Below are 18,400 nucleotides of genomic sequence, written 5' to 3' on the forward strand. Positions count from 1 at the left end.
CATGGAAAACAAGTTGGTCAAAATCCCTAAGGCCCTGCAAAAGGACGTTTCCTTCTTTGGGCTTCGCGCTAAATATGTGGACCAGGCCTTTAAGGGCTCGTTCCTTTCCCTGATGATGGGGCTGTTCCTCAGTACGGTCATCCCGACCTTTCTGAGCCTTCTTCTTTCCTTCTGTACCGCTGCCCTATACATCATACTTATGCTTTTCTATTCAAAGGCGTACGGGGAAAATGGTTTTATTAAGTCAAGGGCTGACAGAAAGGGACCGGTTGGTGTAAAAGGCCATGTCAACAAAAAAATGTTAGTGCTATGGAAAAAAGAATAAATCTTTTGGACGCCTTTCCCATTTACGGTTATGAGGCCCCGATTTTGGTATCCAAGGAAAGAGGTTGCCTAAGCATCCCGTTGCAGTTAGAACTTCCGGAAATCTACACTTTGGAAAGTAAGGATTACCTGAACCTCAATCGTATGGTTTCCGGCATCTTGGAAATACTCGGCGAAAATTGTCTTTTGCACAAGCAGGACCTGTTTTTTGGGGAAAACTATTCCATGGACAGGCAGAGGTTGGAGCGGGATTTTTTTGAGACAGAGGATGAGCTTTATTTTAAGGACCGGCCCTTCTTGGAGCATCGTTGCTATTTGGCCATCCACAAAGTACCCAAAAACTACATCGGCCGCACCCCGCTAGGGGCCAATTCCTTTTTGAAAAAGGAACGTAGGTTCTATGGCCAGAACCACGTTCCCAAAGAATACCTCGATGAAGGCGTTATGGCAGATTTCGAGGCCAGGGTCGGGGCCGTAAACGACCTTATCAACGATTCGGGCCTGATGACTTCGAAAATCCTTGATTTCGAGGAACTGTTCGGAGGGGCGGGCTATTACGATAGCTATTTGGAAACGGGCTACGGGGAAGGCATGGGCAAGGATATTGATTTTTCCGATAACGGTCTTAGGGTCGGCGACAAACAGGGGCAGTTTTTCACTCTGGAAAATCTGGACCAGTTCTCCAAAGAGGATATGGCCTTTCACGAGTATTTTGGAAAATACAGCACCGGGGACAACCTCTTCCCCATCGGGAACCTGTTTTCCCTTGGTTTCAAGATTCCCCAAGAACATATTATCAACCAGTATATTTATATACCGGAAAAAGAGAAGGCCATGGCCAAATTGAGGTCCAAGGCGAAACGCCTGAACAAATATGCAAGGAACAAAAAGGGGGACAAGAACAGTACCTACCGCGACCAAATTTATGATTTCCAACAACATACACTAAACGAGCATAAGGAGTTGGTCTATTACCACTTGAACGTTCTGGGCCTTTCCGGTACAAAGAAGTCCTTCAGGTCGATGTGCAATATCGTTAGGTCGGCTTTTAGGAAACTGGGCGTCCGTGCGAAGGAAAATACGGTGGATAGAAAGAATCTATTTTTCGGGGGTATCCTTGGCAACGGTATCGGATTGAGCTCGGAACTCTATAGCCCCTTTTCCTCCGACATGGCGGCCAGTCTTTGGTATTTTGAAGGGGGCTATAAAAACCGGTTGCACGGCCCACACGGATTGCGTATGGTCGATAGGGCCACTGGCAAACCTTTATTGGTGAGCCTTTACAGGGAACCTGAAGCAAAGGATTGGATTTTTAACCGGGGCATGCTCATCGCTTCGGGATCTGGAGGCGGAAAAACCTTTTACGCCAATGCCTATTTATTCTCCGAGTATCGCGAGGGAGCCGAGATCCTTATTCTTGAGAATGGGAACTCCTATGACAAACTGTTGGACTATTTGGATGGGGTCGTTATTGAGAACGATGATCAAAATCCCTTTACATTCAACCCCTTTGTGCTGGATTCGGTGGATTCCGTTGACAAAGGTGGTGAAAAGGTACTTACCGAACACAAATTGACCCAACTCATCGCACTGGTCCATCTTTTGCTGGGACAGCAAGGAAACGGTAAGGAAGACGGTCATGATGATGCCGTGACCAAGACCATCATTGAACTGCTTGTTCAAGGGTATTATCGGGAACAACTTGGAAAAAGCCATCCCGAATACTCTTTCAATACGTTTTACGACCATACCAGCAAATGCTTGGGCCCACTTATGGATGCCAAGGGTATCCGAAAGGAAGTCTTCGACCCCTATGTATTTCTATTGCTCTTGGGAAAATATGCCCATGACGGACCTAGGGGATATTTGCTGAACAGCAGGGATTCAAGGATATCCAGACTGAGCCATGAACGTCTGGTATACTTCAAGTTGGGGAACCTGATCAACAACGAGCAGCTTTTCCCGATTCTGGCTTTTTTGATGATCGATGTTTTCGATAAAAAGTTGAAGGATCCCAAAAAACTATCCCTGAACAAAATACTGAACGTCGACGAAGCGTGGGACCTTTTCGACAATCCGATAATGGCCAGTTATTTCGACGCACAGTCACGAATGGCACGGAAATTTGGGGGTCAGCCCATTTTTATCTCCCAAAAAGTAAGCGATTTTGTCAAATCAAAATATATCGGCAAAACCATCGTGGTAAACAGCCATATCAAGGTCTTGCTCGATCTTGGTGAATTTGGCAACTCCTTTGAGGAAATCCAGCAAGTATTGGGACTGAACGAAAAGCAGAAGCAACTGATCCTATCCAATAACAAAGATTTGCCTATCGGTCGGAAATTGCGGGAAATGGCCATTTGTTGGAAAGACCGTGTCAAGGTATTCGGATTGGAGACCTCCTTGCCAACGAAATGTCTTTTTGAAACCAATCCCAACGAAAAAGCAAAGATCACCCGACTACATAAGAAACATGGCCATGTTTGGGAAAGAACGGCCAACGCCTATAAACAGCTGCAAACCGAACTGGCGGAATCCGGTTCAGAGAATTTGAACGGCAGTGACCTTAACCCAAAATATAGAAAATGATGATGTATGTAAAACCAAGAATTGTATGTCTTACTATTTTGATAGGGCTGATAACCCATTTTGGAACCGCCCAAATACCCGTGACCGATGTAGCGGCCAATGCCCAACTGGTACTGCTCAATCAAAATGTGGCCACGCTCAATTCGCAACTGGTCACCTTGAACTCGACCATGGGGAAGCTTTTGGCACAGATGGAGCGAAATGTTACCGCCAATTCCAGCGCTTCAAAAATCCTAAGCCAAGACCTTACCGCAAAAAGAACTCCGGCCAGTTATGTCATGGGAAGTCCTGAAATGAACGAACTGTACGCCCTAAAGGACAAGATCGTGGAAGCCTATAAGGGCACACAGAAAAACCTGCGCTCCTTTTCCAATCTAGAAAAAGTGGAAAAGGAAAGGGCTACCAAGATTTTGGCCGATGCCCTGTTACAGGTTTCTTCCTTGGTATCCCAAGGATCCCAGATTGCCACCACTGGCGAAATCATCGAATCGGCCGATAGGCTTTCGGCATTACGGTCCATCTTAGACAATATGGACACTATTTTAGAAGCCATAATAAAGGTCAATACGTCCCTCTTACAAAAAAATGAACACCGCAAAGCGGTCTATTCACTGATTAAAACCAATTGATATACATTATGCAATCGGATACAGGTTTTAGAGAAACGGTGAACACGATATTCAATCAGTATATCGACGATGCTTTTACCAATTTGGCCCCTACCTTGGGTATAGGCTTCCAAATGGCAAAAATCGGGCTGGGCATCTTCGCCATCATGCATTTTGTGGGTAACGACAGGGCCGATGTGTTCAAGGCCCTGAAGTGGTTTCCTTTGATGTTCATCCTCTATAACTACTCCGAGTTCGCGCATGCCATCTTTGAATTTTACAACAACTTGGGCTCTTCCTTTGTCAGTACGCAAAAGAACTGGGACACCATCGGGCAGAAGGTGGCCTTGGCCCAAATCGATGTGGCGGCCAATAACGTTGTGGAATGGAACTTGTTCAGCATGGATATTGATGCGTTGCAGTCCTTTGCCCTTACCGGTTTGGCGGGTTCCATAACGGCGTTTGCCCATATCGTTTCTACACTGATTTTCGTTGGTATCAAGGCTTTGGCCACCATCTACCTTTTCATTCTTATCATTTTTGGACCTATTAACATAGGGCTTTCGTTCATTCCAGCCATTTCGGGCCTATGGAAAGCGTGGTTGCAAAAGTTCATGAGCCTGTGCCTATGGCTTCCCATGTTATATGTAGTCGATATGTTCATGGTCAATCTTGTGGATGCGCTGGTGGATCATTTGCTCCGTAAAAGTGCCTATGACCTTGGATTGATCCTGAGTTCATCTCTCTTGATCTTGATGACCTCCTTCTTTTACATCAAGGCCCCGACGTTGGCCAATTTTGTAGTCCAAGGGCTCAACATTTCGGGCGGTGGCATCGTCTCGAAGCCCAAGCACTACGGAAAAAAAGCGATACAAACGGTCATCGACGCGAAGAGTGGCGGGGCCACAAAAGCTGCGAGGACACTCATCCAATAATAAAGATTCGCTTATGAAGGATAGGTATATGATTTTTAACGATATAGACAGAGGCCGAAGGCACAACAAGCGGCTGGTTTATGGGTGTTTGGTGTTGGTGGCCGTAATCTTTGCCATTGCAAGCTATTATGTAACGGCGGCAAACGAGCGGGCCAACAATAACGCTTATCTACTATACGGAGGGCAACGCCTACCAATAGCTCCCATCAGGGATATCAAGCAAAATCTCGAAATTCTTTGTGAGGGACATATTATCAATTTTCATGAACTTTTTTTCGCTCTGGAACCCGAGTTGGACCTAATAAGAAAGAATATCGAGGGAAAGGCCTTGTTCATGGTGGATGGGTCAGGCAACCGCTTATATGCCCGTTTGGTCGAAAAAAAGTACTTCCATGATGTGGCAATGCGGGACTATAACTACTTTGTCGAACTTGATTCGATTCAAATCGACTATGCAACCTATCCGTTTCCGTTCAACTTCTACGGTAAACAGGCCATAGAAAAAGGCAAAACCACAACGTATAGGAAACTGGTCACCAAGGGATACCTGAAAAAAACGGGAATCACCTTGAATAACCTGAACGGAATCAAGATTTTGGATTTTGAGGTCGTGGACAATTCGGACATCAAACACTAGGGACATGAAATTAGGGGACAACATAAAACGTTTGAAACGCTGGGTCGTCAGGCACCGAAACTTTGCCATTGCCCTACCCCTGATCCTGATACTCACCAGTTTCTTTGTTATTGAGAACGTCAAGGATTTCCAATTAAGGCCTAACTCCGAGACCGATGTGTCGAATGGCTTTAATCCGGAGTTGCCCGGCAAAGTCCCGACCTTGGAATCCAGTGCTACCGATACACCTTTGAAAATTACGGATTCTTTGGCAAAGAAAAAGGTGGAGAAATCCTCGGCTTTACCGGACGTTGCCCGGATGAACGATTCAGAAAACGATTCGCTCCAAAGGATCCTGAAACGATTGGAAGGACTATCCTTAGAATCGGACCAGCAGGATGTTCCACAGGCCGAAATTTCAGATAGTAATAAAACAGTGGAAAGGGAAAAGAAGACTATGATGACCGTGGAGGAACAAAAGCAAAAATTTGTGGAGAATCGCTTGGCCTATCGTGAAAAGCTATTGGAGGGAAAAAAGAAAATAATCGGGGAATCCTCGGGGCAAATTCCCCATCCTGAGCAAGAGCAAGAGGAGGTGCCCGAAAACGGAAAGCCGACTTTCTTTAGGGCAACGGTATATGGCGACCAGTTCATTTTGCCCAATGAGAATGTACGGCTGCTGCTCATGGAGGACATGGTTCTACACAAAAAACGATTTCCCAAGAATACGTTTATCCATGCCTTGGCTTCGATACAGGGAAACAGGGTCTATTTGGACATAGACAATATCGAACATTACCCGGTCGATATCTCCGTCAGGGATTTTAACGACGGTCGGGAAGGCATATATAACAAGAGGGCCGGAGAGCTCTGGAGGGAGTACAAGGCCGAGACGGCAGGCGATGCCCTACAGGAAGCCGCTGACGAAATCACGAGCGGGGCACCGGATGTCCTGAAAGGTATTACTAGGGGTTTGGGAACGTTCCTGCGAAAAAAAAGGTTAAAGGAGAAAGATAAGATTTTATTGATCGATGATTATGAACTGTTATTGGTAATGCAATGAAGATGAAATCCCTATTGACAATTATTTGGTTATTCGGTTCGTTGTCGGCAATGGCACAGCTGGACACTATTCCGGTCTCAAGGGACTATAAGACGATATTGGTCCTGCCCGCTCCATATGATTTTTCCATTAACGGGAAAGAGCTCAATTTCATAGAATCCTTTCCGGCAAAAATTGGTTCCGGGACGGTCAGGAATATCGCATTGCTGATCTATAACGATGTGGCACCCGATATAACAGACTTTACAAACTATACAATCTATACCCGTGATGGCCTAGCCTATGATTTTATCCTGAAATTGGTGGACATCCCCTCCAAGAAGCGATGGACCATAACCACCGCCATGGCGGATAACCTTGACGAGCTTTCCAAAAAGCGAGGGAATCACGAAATAGACAAATCCAACGTTTCACGACAACTGGATATGGAGCAAACCGAGGTTCCTACCGAGACTTTCCAGGAAAAATTGAGCGTTAAGACCGGGGAGACCGAAGGTGAGCCTTTACCGCTTACCCGGGAACTGTATGTCTTGGACCGAATGGAATACATACGTCGGCGATGTTATTACAATCAGTTCAACAAGGGCAAAATAATTCGCTATCTGTCCAAATTCGATAACGTATTTCTTTGGCTGGAGAACGTGTACTACGAAAACGATGAAATTTACCTGCAGTTCCGATTGGAGAACAAGGAGCATATCGACTATGACGTCAATTTTATAAAATTCAGCATCGCTACGAAATACAAAAACAGTTCAAGTAATATTAAGAAAGCACAAAAACCTTTGTTCCGGTACAAGGTTCCCAAAAAGGTCGAGGGGAATTCAGAGAACTATTTCATGGTGGTCTTCGATAAGTTTACCCTTGATCGGCAAAAAGTTCTTACGGTGGAACTGGACGAAGAAAAGGGCAATCGAAACTTGTCTTTGGACATAGACCATTCTGTCATTAACAATCCTTTAGGCTTTAAATCATGAAGAGAACAGGATTTTTTGTTACGATTTTATTTTGTCTGGTGGCCTCATCCATCTTTGGCCAAATGCGGGGCAACCTTGCCTCTTCGGTCGGCGTGAGCGGCGGATATGTCGAGGATGGCTACGGTATTATGGGAACGTTCAATTTTCATCCCGATCGCTATCGATATTTTCAGATAAGTGTTTTGGCCGCAATTGCGGAGGACAAAGGTGACCAAAATATTCCTTACAACATCTTTACTATACAGCCCGGACTGTACTATCGCGTATTCATCGCCCCTCAGCGGAAAAATTTTAGCCTCTTCCTAGGTGGGGGCGGACTGTTCGGATATGAGGTCATTAACAACGGGAGCAATGAACTTCCCAGTGGTGCCCTCATCAACGGCAAAAGCCAATTTATATACGGTCTATATCTCGGTGCAGAATTGGAAGTAGGCATCAGTAACGATTTTTCCATATTGGTCAAGGCGAACGAATACTACCACGTCAATTCGGACGTGGGAAATTTTTACCCGTATGCCGGTGTCGGTCTGCGGTATTTTTTGTTTTAAAAAGACGACGTTATGAAATTCAGTACCCCACAACGTATAGTCGCCATAGGTATGCTATGCATGATTTTTATATTGGCATGTAGCAAAGATTTTGAAGGAATAGTACAGGATTCCTTTGATTTCAACTTTGATGGCACCAATGAGGAAAACGGTTTTGTGTTCGAAGCCGTTAAAACTGATTTCAGCTTGGAGCCCGAGCGGATGGTCTCCACGGTTTCCTATTTTATGAAATATGATATCCTCAATGGAAGAGGCTATTACCTTGGGACTGAAAATGATACCATTCGCGAGACCGATACGATACCGGTAAAGGATTTTGACCCATCCTACCGCTACATGCCCATCGATACGGGTATGCACAGGGTCAAGGTATTGGCCTGGGATTCGAACAAAATACAAAAAGAGTTGGAGCTGACCTACAGAGTCAGACACGCTAGCTTTAGTTTTCTATTGACCAAAGGTACCGACGATTTCATCATCAATAGCCGAAATCCAATTAACGTAACGCTGTTACGTGATAGGGAGACTTTCGATCCCGGCAAAGAGACCGATCAGGATTTCGAAATCACCTATCAATTGGAGGATGGTTCCGGCAAACTCTTTTTAGGCGAAAACACCTATGATGCCGGAACTCCGTTTATGCTGCCAAAGGGCGTAACGGAATTTAGCTACCAACCAGAAACCTTGGGTGAACATAAGTTGACAATGACTGCCAAGGCCCCTGATGGGGCCACATTGACCAATGAACTGCTATTGGTGGTAGGAAATATCAACTTTACCTTTAGGGCTACGGCGGCTTCCTCGCAGGTTGAGCTAGAAACCAATTTGGCCATCAATATTGACTTGCAAACTCAAGACGAGGAAAGCGAAGTAACTTATGACATAAGCCACTCTTTTTCGTCCGATAGTCAAGGTGCGGGAACTGTACGGGACCAAAATGGAGGGGTTATGGATCCAGGAACCTTTCGTGCCATCGGGCCGGGCAATTACAACTTCACTTTCGAGGACGATGAATTGGGACAGCGTAAAATCTATTTCGACCTCCGCGATAGCAATGGCCAGATGAAACGCGACAGTGTCGAAATCGAAGTTGCCAATATCCCCTTTACGTTTAGTGGAAACTCGGAAAGCAACCAAGTGTTCGTGAACCAGCGAACACAGCTTAACTTCAACATCAAATCGAACGGTAAAACGTCCAACATCGACTATTTCCTGACCTACGATCCGGAGGAAGGAAACGGAACGGTTACGGGAATCAATGGCGATATAATCCGCAACAATACGGACTATCCCGTGGAATTGGGCAATTTTCCATTGTTCTATACTCCGGAAACTTTGGGCCCGCATCGAATCAACTTTTTCGTTACGGACAATTATGGGCAGGAAGTCGGACCTGTTGAAATCGATTTGGAGGCGAAACAGCTAGAACTGGAATTTAATGCCTCCGCCAATAGTAATGAGGTGTTGGTTGGGCAACGCGGAACTATTTCATTGAGCCTCATTGAAAAAGGTGATTATAGCGGAGTAGCTTATGAACTGAATTATTTTATATCGGGTGGTGAGGCCCAGCTTTACAATGGGAATTCCCCGATTGTGCCGAGCCAATATTTTACGGTAAGACCTGGAAGTTTTGCATATGATTTTATTGCACAAGAGGCCGGGACTTATGAAATTACCTTTTTACTTCGGGATAGTAATGGACAGATTTTAGAAGAAAAAGTTACGGTCGTCGTGGGGAATAATGATTTTACGGTAAGCATGACACCATCAAAAGCAACGGAATTTTCCAATATTCCGGTTGGGATTATTGTGGATATTGATGAAGTACCCGAGGGAGCGAACGATAGCTACTCGGCCTTCTTTTCATCAAGCCAGAACGGTTCGATGTCGGTCAATGGTGTGGCCTACGGTCCAGGGGAAGAGTTCCCATTGGGTGCAGGAGTCAATAATCTCACATATACAGGACTGGAACCTGGCCAGCACAATATCATTCTAAGCGTGGAATCCGGTTCGGATGTTACTCGAACGGCCAATACTACTATAACCTACGACCAAGTGGATTTTACCTTTACGGCGGGAACCCAAAAATCGGATATAACTGTAGGGGAAACTACTGGCCTTAATTTCAATATTTCCGAAAGTGTGGGGTCTTCGGATTACACCATGCGTTTCAGTATGAACGGGAATGCACTCATCAGGGATAACAACGGTATCGAGGTAAGCCCAGGTAACAGTTACGATGTCAATACTGGAAACTTTAATTGGACGCTTGAGGGAACCAATGAGAGCACGGTTCGATTGGCTTTCACCGTTCGAAACGATACAGGGTTGGAGAAAACAGTGGATATTACGGTAAACGTGGCGGCCAAAGATTATACCTTTACTGCATCAGGCACATTGCAGCAGGCCTATACCGGGGAACAGGTGGATATCAACTTCAATATTTCCGAAATCGGAATCGGCGGGGATACCTACGAGATGTATTTTTCAGCAAGTGGTAACAATGGTTCTTTTGAATACGGAGGTACTAGCTACTCCGCCGGTGAAAGTTTTGACGTACTTGTGGGGGCATTTTCGGGAAAGTATACTGGAACGACCGAGGGCAACCACAACATCACTTTCACAGTGCGCTCTTCATCGGATGTTGAGAAAACGGCCAGCGTCAATATAAACTATACGGTATATGAGGAACCATTCGAATTGACCATTAGTCAGGCCCCCGGAGAACGTTTGGAGGGGGAACCTTTTAACATTGCGGTCATTACCAACGCCATTGGCACACATGACCCGGATGTAACCTATCAAATGACATTCTCCTTTAGTGGAAACCGCGTCGGTTATTTCCTTTATGGTGGAAATAGATATGATGAGGGGCAAACGATTCCATTGAATTATGGAAGTACTAACCTTACCTTCTATCCCGATAGCCAAGATACGTTTACCATTGATTTTGAAGTGGAGAATTCAACGGGGCAATCCCAAATCGAAAGCACATTTGTGGACACCATAAGAAAACCTGTGGCGTTGGTCAAAGGGGAAAAGTACAATGTCAGTTGTGGGGGATTGAACGGTTGCGATTATCAAGTCAGGATTTATACCTGTTTTGATATTGGGTGTTCGGAGGCTTATGGCGGTGCGACGTTGGATCAGGTAGAAATCAGGATATTCAACAGGAGTTCCAACCGATGGGATACTCGCTTATTCAATTACAACGAAGCCACGGGCAGTGGAGTGGATAGGTATTTCATGCTGGAAGAGGAACCCCGTGAAAGCCGCTTGAAATATCTTGATCAGGATTTCGAGGTAAGGGTCAGGGATACGAATGGCCAATGGAGTGAAAGAGTTACAGGAAGAGTGGTCAGAGTTTAAGCATCATGGGCGCTTTCAATACTACTGACTAAAGGCAATTAAAACTAGCTTCTTTTAAAAGTATAGGTAATAACGACATCTTGACCGTCCAAAAAATCCTCTTCGTCAACAACCAATTGGTCGTTGGAAAACTCTACGATAATCCAATCGCTACGATTATCAAATCGTATAATCTCATTGTTTATGAGCTCGTACCTATCATCTTCGACATTTTGAAATGCGGGTACTTCCCCACAAGATAGTCCGTTTTCATTAATAGAAAAAGCATTTTTTTCTCCAGGCCCCCGAGAGCTGAAAAAAGTTAAATTATCTTTTAGACATTGACGTATTTCGTTGGTGTTGAACAAGTCAACGTTGACCGTACCGTCCCCATTAATATCAACGGCAGTATTGGAATCAATGGCCTCGTACTCCCATTGGCCCAACAAAGCTTGGCTCCTATCCGACTCCGCTACGCTGTCATCATCATTATTACATGAAAGAAATAGCAGCATTGGGAGTGCAAGAAAAACGAAAACATTTGATTTCATTTGATGTGCCTTGGATTAGTACAAATATATTAATGAGGATTATATCTTTTAAACAAGAATTTTCAAAATTAATTGTGCGGCGGCAAGATAAATGCAAACAGGCGATTTTTTTCGTCTGTTTGGGTTTATGCGCGGTTCAGAGGGTGTTCAAAAATCTGGAACTGAAAGACCCCGAATGCGAACCGGCGTAGCGGTTCGCTCGGGAAGTCTTGAAGTGGAAGATTTTTGAACTTCCGCAGGAACATGGCAAACAAAGCCAAAGCTTCAAAACTATTGGTGTACACTTTTGATTCCTTTTCATTGTGAGCGCTCATATTAAAATTTCTTCATAGGCTCAAATTTGTTGAAGTTGAAAAAAGATATGGTCCCACAATAATCCCGCCCCAATTATTTCTTGGCTGATTGTAGATGATGACTCGTTATTTTTGGGCGGTGGCATTCCTAAAATGTTCGGGGAATGGGCTGGCTCAAACAAGAAAGGACATGGCCCATATACCTATTCGTTGCAGCAATAACCTCAAATTTAATTTTAAGTTCTTAGAAGAACACCACTCCATAGGAAATGAAGTTGGATTACGAATTCAGTCGGTTGTATTTATACGCCAAATCGTATGCGTTTTATCATCGGTTACCAATAATGACCCATCTTGGGTAACTATTGCACCTACGGGCCTACCGTAAACTTCGTCTTCATTTGGATTAACTATAAAACCTGTTAAAAAATCTTCTTCAGGTCCCGAGGGCTTCCCATTCTTAAAGGGAATGTAGATGACCCGGTAGCCTGAAAGTTTTTCTTTGTTCCAAGAACCGTGTTGTACAATAAACGCACCGCCGCGATATTTTTCCGGGAAACTATTCCCATCATAAAAGACCAATCCTAGGGAGGCCGTGTGTGATTTTAGGGCATAATCCGGAATCAAAGCTTCGCCCCTTCTCATGGGCTTTTCGATTTTGACTCTCGGATCTTCGTGTCCAAAGTAGGTATAGGGCCATCCGTAAAAACCATTTTCTTGAACGCTGGTCAGATAGTCGGGCACCAGAAAGTTGCCCAGCCCGTCGCGTTCGTTGACCACCGTCCATAAAGCTTGGGTTTCTGGTTCCCAGTCCATTCCAACGGGATTTCGAAGACCGGAAGCATGTACTTCCAATTCCGAACCATCGGTATTGCAGCGTAAAATGTTAGCTTTCAACAATTCTTTTTCAATACCATTCTCTGCAATATTGCTCCCACTTCCCACTGCAATATAGATTTTCGATTCATCTCCGTTCGTTATGATGTTTCGCGTCCAATGTTGATTGGCCTTTCCGGCCGGTAATGTGGCTATTTTTTCCCCTTTGGCGGTAATGCTCATCTGTCCCTCTTTATATGGATATCGCATCAATGCATCGGTATTCGCCACATAAAAAGAGTTTCCAATGAGCAACATACCGAAAGGTTGGTTCAAGCCATCGTGAAGAAAGGTTTCCCGAACATCGGGCTTTCCATCGTTATCGATATCACGGAGCAAGGTAATCAGGTCGGCACTAGGGGAAAGATTTTTGGATTTCCCCGCACCGATAAGCCATGCACCGATACGTTTAAAGAAACCATAGTTCGAATTGCCCTGTGCAACCAAAATATCACCATTGGGCAGTTCGTACAACCAACGAGGGTTCTCGAAACCATCGGCGTATTTGGTAACGGTAAAACCTTCCGGTGCTTTGGGCGTCCTACCGTCTTCCCAACCTATGACATTCGAAAAGTTAGAAACGGATTTCGTAGCGAACGGTTCGGGAAGCGAATCTATCGCTTTATCCTGCCCCAAGCCGTAAGCGAATATAGTAAGGCTAAAAATTACTGCTAAAGTTCTCATAATGTGCGAATTTTCCTGTTGGAAGTCAAATCAAAATCAACCCTCCTCGTTTTCCAAGCCAAAGTAATCTAGCTATTCAGTCAGGTTTCGTGTTTCTTCGCCTAGCTTTCCTTCAAACTTGGGCAAGGGCCTGTTTTTCCGTTCTTCTTCTGTTTTTACTAGACCATTCTCTTTGATATCGTTGATCAGCCATTCCATTTCCATAATTTCCCTACGCTGTGCCTTTATAATTTCGTCAGCAAGTTTCCTTACGCGTATATCCTTAATTTGAGACCGCTCACTTGTCAAAATGGCGATGGAATGGTGGGGAATCATGCCTTCCATATAATCAACACCAGTGACGGTAACCTGACTTCTAACCAAACCGATACCACCGGCTATCAATAGGATACCCAATCCGATTATTGCTATGTTTACTCCCCGCTTTTTGTACATATTCAACATAAAGAGGAGCATTATGACAATCATGGAACCGGCCATGATCAACGTCATGAAAAATCGGGTTTCACTGTACCAGAAATGATCAATGATCTGGTACGAATGGGTATACATTAAAAAGAACATTGCTACCATTGCGGTAGCAATCATCGTAAAAAATTTACCGTAATTGTTGCCGTTTTCGTGTTTGTTTTCCATTTTTTTAGGTTCTATATTAAAGTTATGTTCTTGAATAAATTGAAATTAAATTCTTAAAAGCGTTCTTTTCCTCTGGACGGTATGAATGTTTGTGCATAATCTGGCCCATAAGAGTGATTTGATTTGATATTTCGTTTACAAAAAGTTCATACAACTATTATGACGAGGCGATGTTAATCAACTTTCAGTGGCTGAATCGAATACTGGCTATCTTGTAGCGCCTCCTCTAAATTATCCAGTGGTACCTCATGCTGTGACTCAATAGTTGCTTGTGCGTCTTCCAAATCGACCGATACATCGGCGACGCCCGTTACGTTCAAAAGTGATTTTTCTACATGGCCGCGACATCCGTTGCAGCTCATCCCTTCGATTGAATATGTTTTCTTCATTTTCTTATAATTTAATCAGTTATATTTCTATTACTTCATCAACCAAACCGCAGTCCATCAACTTTTCCCCAACACATGGATTTTTGATTTCCAGAAGGTTCAACACCATACTTGTACCCAAAACCTTCTGCGAAGTATTTGGCTACCCTATAAGTTTGGGCTGCAGCCTTGACTTCGTGAGGTGTTAGTACCTTTACGCTCTGCTTCATTTTACCTTCCAAACAGTAGGTCAGCACTAAAAATGGGTTTAGAAATACAGCTGTTCTAAAAATAATTTTCATCTTGCTGTATGTTTGAGGTTTCATATTTCACTAAAGTATCCTTGCAGGCAGCCGCACATTTTCTACAGGCTTCCGCACATTCAACACAATGTTGATGTTCATGTTTTTCACATTCCGTGGCACATGACATACACAGCCTATGGCAATACTTTATCAGGTCGCCAACGTCTTTATAGGTCGTGGCCAGTATTTTCGAGGCTGTACCGCAAATTTCGGCGCATACGCGATTGGCACGAATGCAGTCTACCATTGAAGCGATGTCATCTTCATCCAAGCAGGCATCGACACAACGATTGCACTGAACAACGCAATTGTTCAGGGTTTCTATTAAAATTTTTGAATTATTCATGAATGTTTCCAATTTTTTTAGCGTGTCGTCTAACGAATTCAAATGAACACCTTTCCTAAATTTCTATTAAAAATATCATTCGAAACCGCATAGGGTTGCCGTAAAAGATTTCATTTTTAATTCTATTAATAAAGGGTTAAGAGACTGCTGTGAAGTTTAGAATCGAATTCGATGCTTGAAGTATTCTTTGGGGCGAGGTAAAAGGTTGGAACGATTGTTCTATGAAGTTTTGGGCAAGTAACTTTTCTTCAAATAATATCTAAAGAATAGAAACCACAAAAGCCATTCTCGAAGTGGGCGGCCTTTATGGTTTTAATAATTGAAATATACTTTTATCTACGCAAATACAGTATAATAAAAATTACTAGCAATATCAGTATCGCAATCAATATGCGAGTGAGGTTTTTACAGCATTTTTCGATTAGTTCGCCTATACTGCTGGGGTCATCCGTGCCCGTATTCCCTCCATTGGTTGGATTATCGCCGCCCCTAAATACTGCACCCGTGAAGGTCTGTTCTCTTGTGAATGCCGTTCCTCTTAACGTAGCACCACGTGCAACAAACCGACAAAAATAAGTCCCAGAGATTTGCGCAGGGAACGATTTCTCGAACACACCAGCTTCTATTTCATCAAGTTGCAGAACAAATTGTGTATTGTCGGGTCGTTCTACCTCGACATTTATTACTGCCCTGTTTTCAACGGGTTGGCCATATTCATTAAGTGTCGCCCTTAATACCATCTCGGAGCCTGGTTCAAGACTATCCTGATAAATGGCGGCTTCCATCTTTAGATTGGAATACGTATTGACAACCAACGAATATCTGGCACCGTGTGTAACAAAAGATTGTATGGCATTAGGGTCATTATTTTTTGTATCCCTAAGTATCGATACATATTTTTTAAAATCATCTTTATCCACTTTAAGGTGTGCAATCCATTTGCCGCCATGATTATTGGCAGGAAAGGCAACAGGCATTGTGAATTTATAGTTCTTGCTTTTGGAACCTTCGCCGTAGGAAATACCGAGACCCGCTGCATTGCCAGAATTAATTAAGTCCCCTCCGGGAGTTTCCAAAATGATATCCACCACTGGATAATCGGTCAGTAAAATTACCGTGCCGTCAATATCAGCCTCGTTTACATAAAAAGGAATACTAATTGTTGTACCAGGGGCTATGTAACCATTTGGATCAAGAATAATATTGTTATTGGTTACTCCTGCAAGTATTTGTAAAAAATACTTTGTTAGCCTAAAGTAATCGTCAATATTCGCCGATAGCAATCCGGTTAATAAAAGATAACCAACCTTCGGTGGAGTTTGCAAGTGCTGTGAGCGCAGTGGTGTTTACTTGACTTTCATTTCCAAGACCAATGGCAAAGGTTTGGTTATCTATAGCCCCGGTTACATCGGCAATATCTACCGGTTCGTTTTCCAGACCATCGGTAAATACGATAATGGCCTTTTGTTGATATTCCGAAAGAGGGATTGGGGCCAATACATCCCTTGCCAGTTGCACTCCATCGCCTACGGAAGTTCTCGCTCCCGGATTCGTGGCATGGCTCGTTACCGCATTGATTGCCATAATGCGATTCGCATCCAACATACTGTCCGAATTGATTTTGGTCACGTTTAGACCGGGGAAGGTAGCATGATTTACTGGATAAGCATTTGAATCGAATCGAATCAACCCAAGACCGTTTTGTTGCGGAATGATTTCCGCAAAAGTCCTCGCCGCATCCTTAAGTACCTCGATACGAGTATTTCCCAAATTTCCTGCTGGATCGTTCATACTGCCCGATTGATCTAAAGCAAGAATTACTGCCACTGTTGGCCTCTCTATAGCATTCGCCTTGAGGGTAAAGGTAAATTCCTGTCCGCTCTCTATGCATTCAAACGTGACCGATCCATCCGGTACGGCAACACCCGCCGCACCAGCCGTAAATGCCAACCATATACGACCTATCTTAAAAGCAACAGGTTCGTGCGCTACGGTTATCGAACCGGATATCGGATGTAGAATTGAAAACGGTGACGATGGCTCTGATCCAGGTTTTACCCTAATTGTAGCCTCGGCACAACCGAATATATTGAATACGGCTGCACGGGCAGCTGTATCTCCTTCAGGTATATCTTTAAAATTAATTAAAGGTGGCGTACCAACATTATCCACTTCAACAATGGGCTCATTGTTCAAATTGGTATCGTAACAGGGAGGAATCACAACCGATATATGTTTGGAGTTTTTGACTTCTTGCTGATTATCGGGTGCCGCCCAAGGTCTTAGTCCAGAGCCACCTGCCCATGGTTCTAGGTTTTCGACTATGGAAGGATCATTGGTCTCGTTTCCGTAAGTGAATAGCGGATCCAAACGCCACTCTTCGCCGACTTCCGTCTGCCATCTGGCCCACAGGCGATCTATGTTCGCGTGCATCACAAACACGAACGGATCTTCAAAGGCGGTATGGGCAGGGCCGATGGTGCCCCCAATATAGCCATGAATGCTGTTATGGTTGGGAGAACCTTCGAGCCTTAATCGAAATTCATGCCATTGTTCACTTTGCGGAAAGCCATCGGATGAATCGAGAATGGTCGTGTCGGACTCAACGCTAGGATGTGAAGGAGCGGCTGCACCTCCTGCAACATCTCTCGAAATGGGTGGAAAGCCAGCAAATGGCGCTCCCACATTTCCGTTGGATTCGCCCATAAAGGAAGTCGTGAAAATATTGTATGTTCCTCCACTTACATTAGCGGCGGCACGTGGGTCTTCCGTCCAATCCCAATAATGCAGTGACAAATCGGGATCAATTTCCCTTAATAACTGTTCGTAGCGATTTAACAGCTCCCTATGCCAGGGCAAGAACGAAGGCCCACCATGTACATGGGTAGCTTCATGTATTTGATCTTGTTTAACCCATTTGGAAACCCCATCGGCATAATAACGACTATTTAGTTGTACGACCGCATTGATAAAACGATCTCTTTCAACATCCGATACATGTGCAATGTTTCTTCTTATTCCGTCTCCCAGCGCCATAATATTCTATTTTCGATTAAGTAATTGAATTGCCGTTTCTTCAGAAAAAAGCAGTCCAATTTCTAGAAAGGAATTGGCAATCTTTCTTGCTTAAAGAATATCCGTTTATGTATGACCGCTCTGATAGGGGAAGAATGAGTAAAAATAGGCAGAGCTTATTATAGGATTCAAAATTATCTTTTTTCTACAATTTGTAGGAAAAATATGTACAATCTGTATTCAAAATTGTATGTGTTGAAGAAAATCGGAGGTTTATGAACTTGATTTGCAAGTAATTATTACAATAACGGACTCAAT

General features: G+C 43.9%; 17 protein-coding genes. 9 read left to right on the forward strand and 8 right to left on the reverse strand.

The genetic code is table 11. The features are described from left to right. Window position 1 precedes the first annotated feature (1 nt). From ACFSQJ_RS04535 to ACFSQJ_RS04575, 9 genes are all read left to right on the forward strand, one after another. On the forward strand, window positions 2–325 hold the full coding sequence (locus ACFSQJ_RS04535) for a DUF4133 domain-containing protein (protein ID WP_339337128.1): 324 nt from the start codon (window positions 2–4) through the stop codon (window positions 323–325). Further along, entirely contained in the window at window positions 310–2,913 is a 2,604-nt protein-coding gene (locus ACFSQJ_RS04540; protein ID WP_339337129.1) for a TraG family conjugative transposon ATPase, read from the forward strand. Before ACFSQJ_RS04535 ends, ACFSQJ_RS04540 begins: the two co-directional genes overlap by 16 nt. Then, window positions 2,910–3,542 carry a hypothetical protein gene (locus ACFSQJ_RS04545; protein ID WP_339337130.1) on the forward strand — a complete coding sequence of 211 codons (633 nt, stop codon included), beginning with the start codon at window positions 2,910–2,912 and terminating at the stop codon, window positions 3,540–3,542. The genes ACFSQJ_RS04540 and ACFSQJ_RS04545 overlap by 4 nt, the downstream gene beginning before the upstream one ends. An 8-nt stretch (window positions 3,543–3,550) precedes the next feature. Further along, on the forward strand, window positions 3,551–4,456 hold the full coding sequence (locus ACFSQJ_RS04550; protein WP_314012055.1) for a type IV secretion system protein: 906 nt from the start codon (window positions 3,551–3,553) through the stop codon (window positions 4,454–4,456). A 13-nt stretch (window positions 4,457–4,469) separates the two neighbouring features. Further along, entirely contained in the window at window positions 4,470–5,093 is a 624-nt protein-coding gene (locus ACFSQJ_RS04555) for a hypothetical protein (RefSeq protein WP_314012056.1), read from the forward strand. A 202-nt stretch (window positions 5,094–5,295) separates the two neighbouring features. Next, window positions 5,296–6,135, forward strand: coding sequence for a conjugative transposon protein TraM (gene traM / locus ACFSQJ_RS04560; protein WP_377765861.1), 840 nt, complete (start codon window positions 5,296–5,298; stop codon window positions 6,133–6,135). 2 nt (window positions 6,136–6,137) lie between these two features. Then, a complete protein-coding gene (locus ACFSQJ_RS04565; protein ID WP_339337132.1) occupies window positions 6,138–7,112 on the forward strand; it encodes a DUF4138 domain-containing protein in 975 nt (324 codons plus the stop codon). Continuing rightward, window positions 7,109–7,660, forward strand: a complete 552-nt coding sequence (locus ACFSQJ_RS04570) for a conjugal transfer protein TraO (RefSeq protein WP_314012059.1) — start codon at window positions 7,109–7,111, stop codon at window positions 7,658–7,660. The genes ACFSQJ_RS04565 and ACFSQJ_RS04570 overlap by 4 nt, the downstream gene beginning before the upstream one ends. A gap of 12 nt (window positions 7,661–7,672) precedes the next feature. Further along, window positions 7,673–11,029, forward strand: a complete 3,357-nt coding sequence (locus tag ACFSQJ_RS04575; RefSeq protein WP_339337133.1) for a TraQ conjugal transfer family protein — start codon at window positions 7,673–7,675, stop codon at window positions 11,027–11,029. A 44-nt stretch (window positions 11,030–11,073) separates the two neighbouring features. Here the strand turns inward: ACFSQJ_RS04575 and ACFSQJ_RS04580 are convergent, their stop codons facing one another. The 8 genes from ACFSQJ_RS04580 to ACFSQJ_RS04615 form a co-directional block, all read right to left on the reverse strand. Beyond that, entirely contained in the window at window positions 11,074–11,559 is a 486-nt protein-coding gene (locus ACFSQJ_RS04580) for a hypothetical protein (protein WP_314012063.1), read from the reverse strand. A 581-nt stretch (window positions 11,560–12,140) separates the two neighbouring features. Further along, entirely contained in the window at window positions 12,141–13,412 is a 1,272-nt protein-coding gene (locus tag ACFSQJ_RS04585) for a PQQ-dependent sugar dehydrogenase (RefSeq protein ID WP_339337134.1), read from the reverse strand. Window positions 13,413–13,484: 72 nt separating this feature from the next. Further along, window positions 13,485–14,048, reverse strand: a complete 564-nt coding sequence (locus tag ACFSQJ_RS04590) for a DUF305 domain-containing protein (RefSeq protein ID WP_339337135.1) — start codon at window positions 14,046–14,048, stop codon at window positions 13,485–13,487. A gap of 173 nt (window positions 14,049–14,221) precedes the next feature. Continuing rightward, entirely contained in the window at window positions 14,222–14,437 is a 216-nt protein-coding gene (locus tag ACFSQJ_RS04595) for a heavy-metal-associated domain-containing protein (RefSeq protein WP_339337136.1), read from the reverse strand. Window positions 14,438–14,475: 38 nt separating this feature from the next. Next, window positions 14,476–14,718, reverse strand: a complete 243-nt coding sequence (locus ACFSQJ_RS04600; protein WP_339337137.1) for a hypothetical protein — start codon at window positions 14,716–14,718, stop codon at window positions 14,476–14,478. Beyond that, window positions 14,702–15,067: a four-helix bundle copper-binding protein gene (locus tag ACFSQJ_RS04605; RefSeq protein WP_377765862.1), complete on the reverse strand. Its 366-nt coding sequence runs from the start codon at window positions 15,065–15,067 to the stop codon at window positions 14,702–14,704. The genes ACFSQJ_RS04600 and ACFSQJ_RS04605 overlap by 17 nt, the downstream gene beginning before the upstream one ends. Before the next feature lie 332 nt (window positions 15,068–15,399). Next, window positions 15,400–16,350: a hypothetical protein gene (locus ACFSQJ_RS04610; protein WP_339337139.1), complete on the reverse strand. Its 951-nt coding sequence runs from the start codon at window positions 16,348–16,350 to the stop codon at window positions 15,400–15,402. Next, complete coding sequence (locus tag ACFSQJ_RS04615) at window positions 16,331–18,103, reverse strand: tyrosinase family protein (protein ID WP_377765863.1); 1,773 nt, start codon at window positions 18,101–18,103, stop codon at window positions 16,331–16,333. The genes ACFSQJ_RS04610 and ACFSQJ_RS04615 overlap by 20 nt, the downstream gene beginning before the upstream one ends. Window positions 18,104–18,400 lie beyond the last annotated feature (297 nt).

Origin of the sequence: Croceitalea marina, from assembly GCF_042684265.1 — a bacterium.
GTDB classification, from domain to species: Bacteria; Bacteroidota; Bacteroidia; order Flavobacteriales; family Flavobacteriaceae; genus Croceitalea; species Croceitalea marina.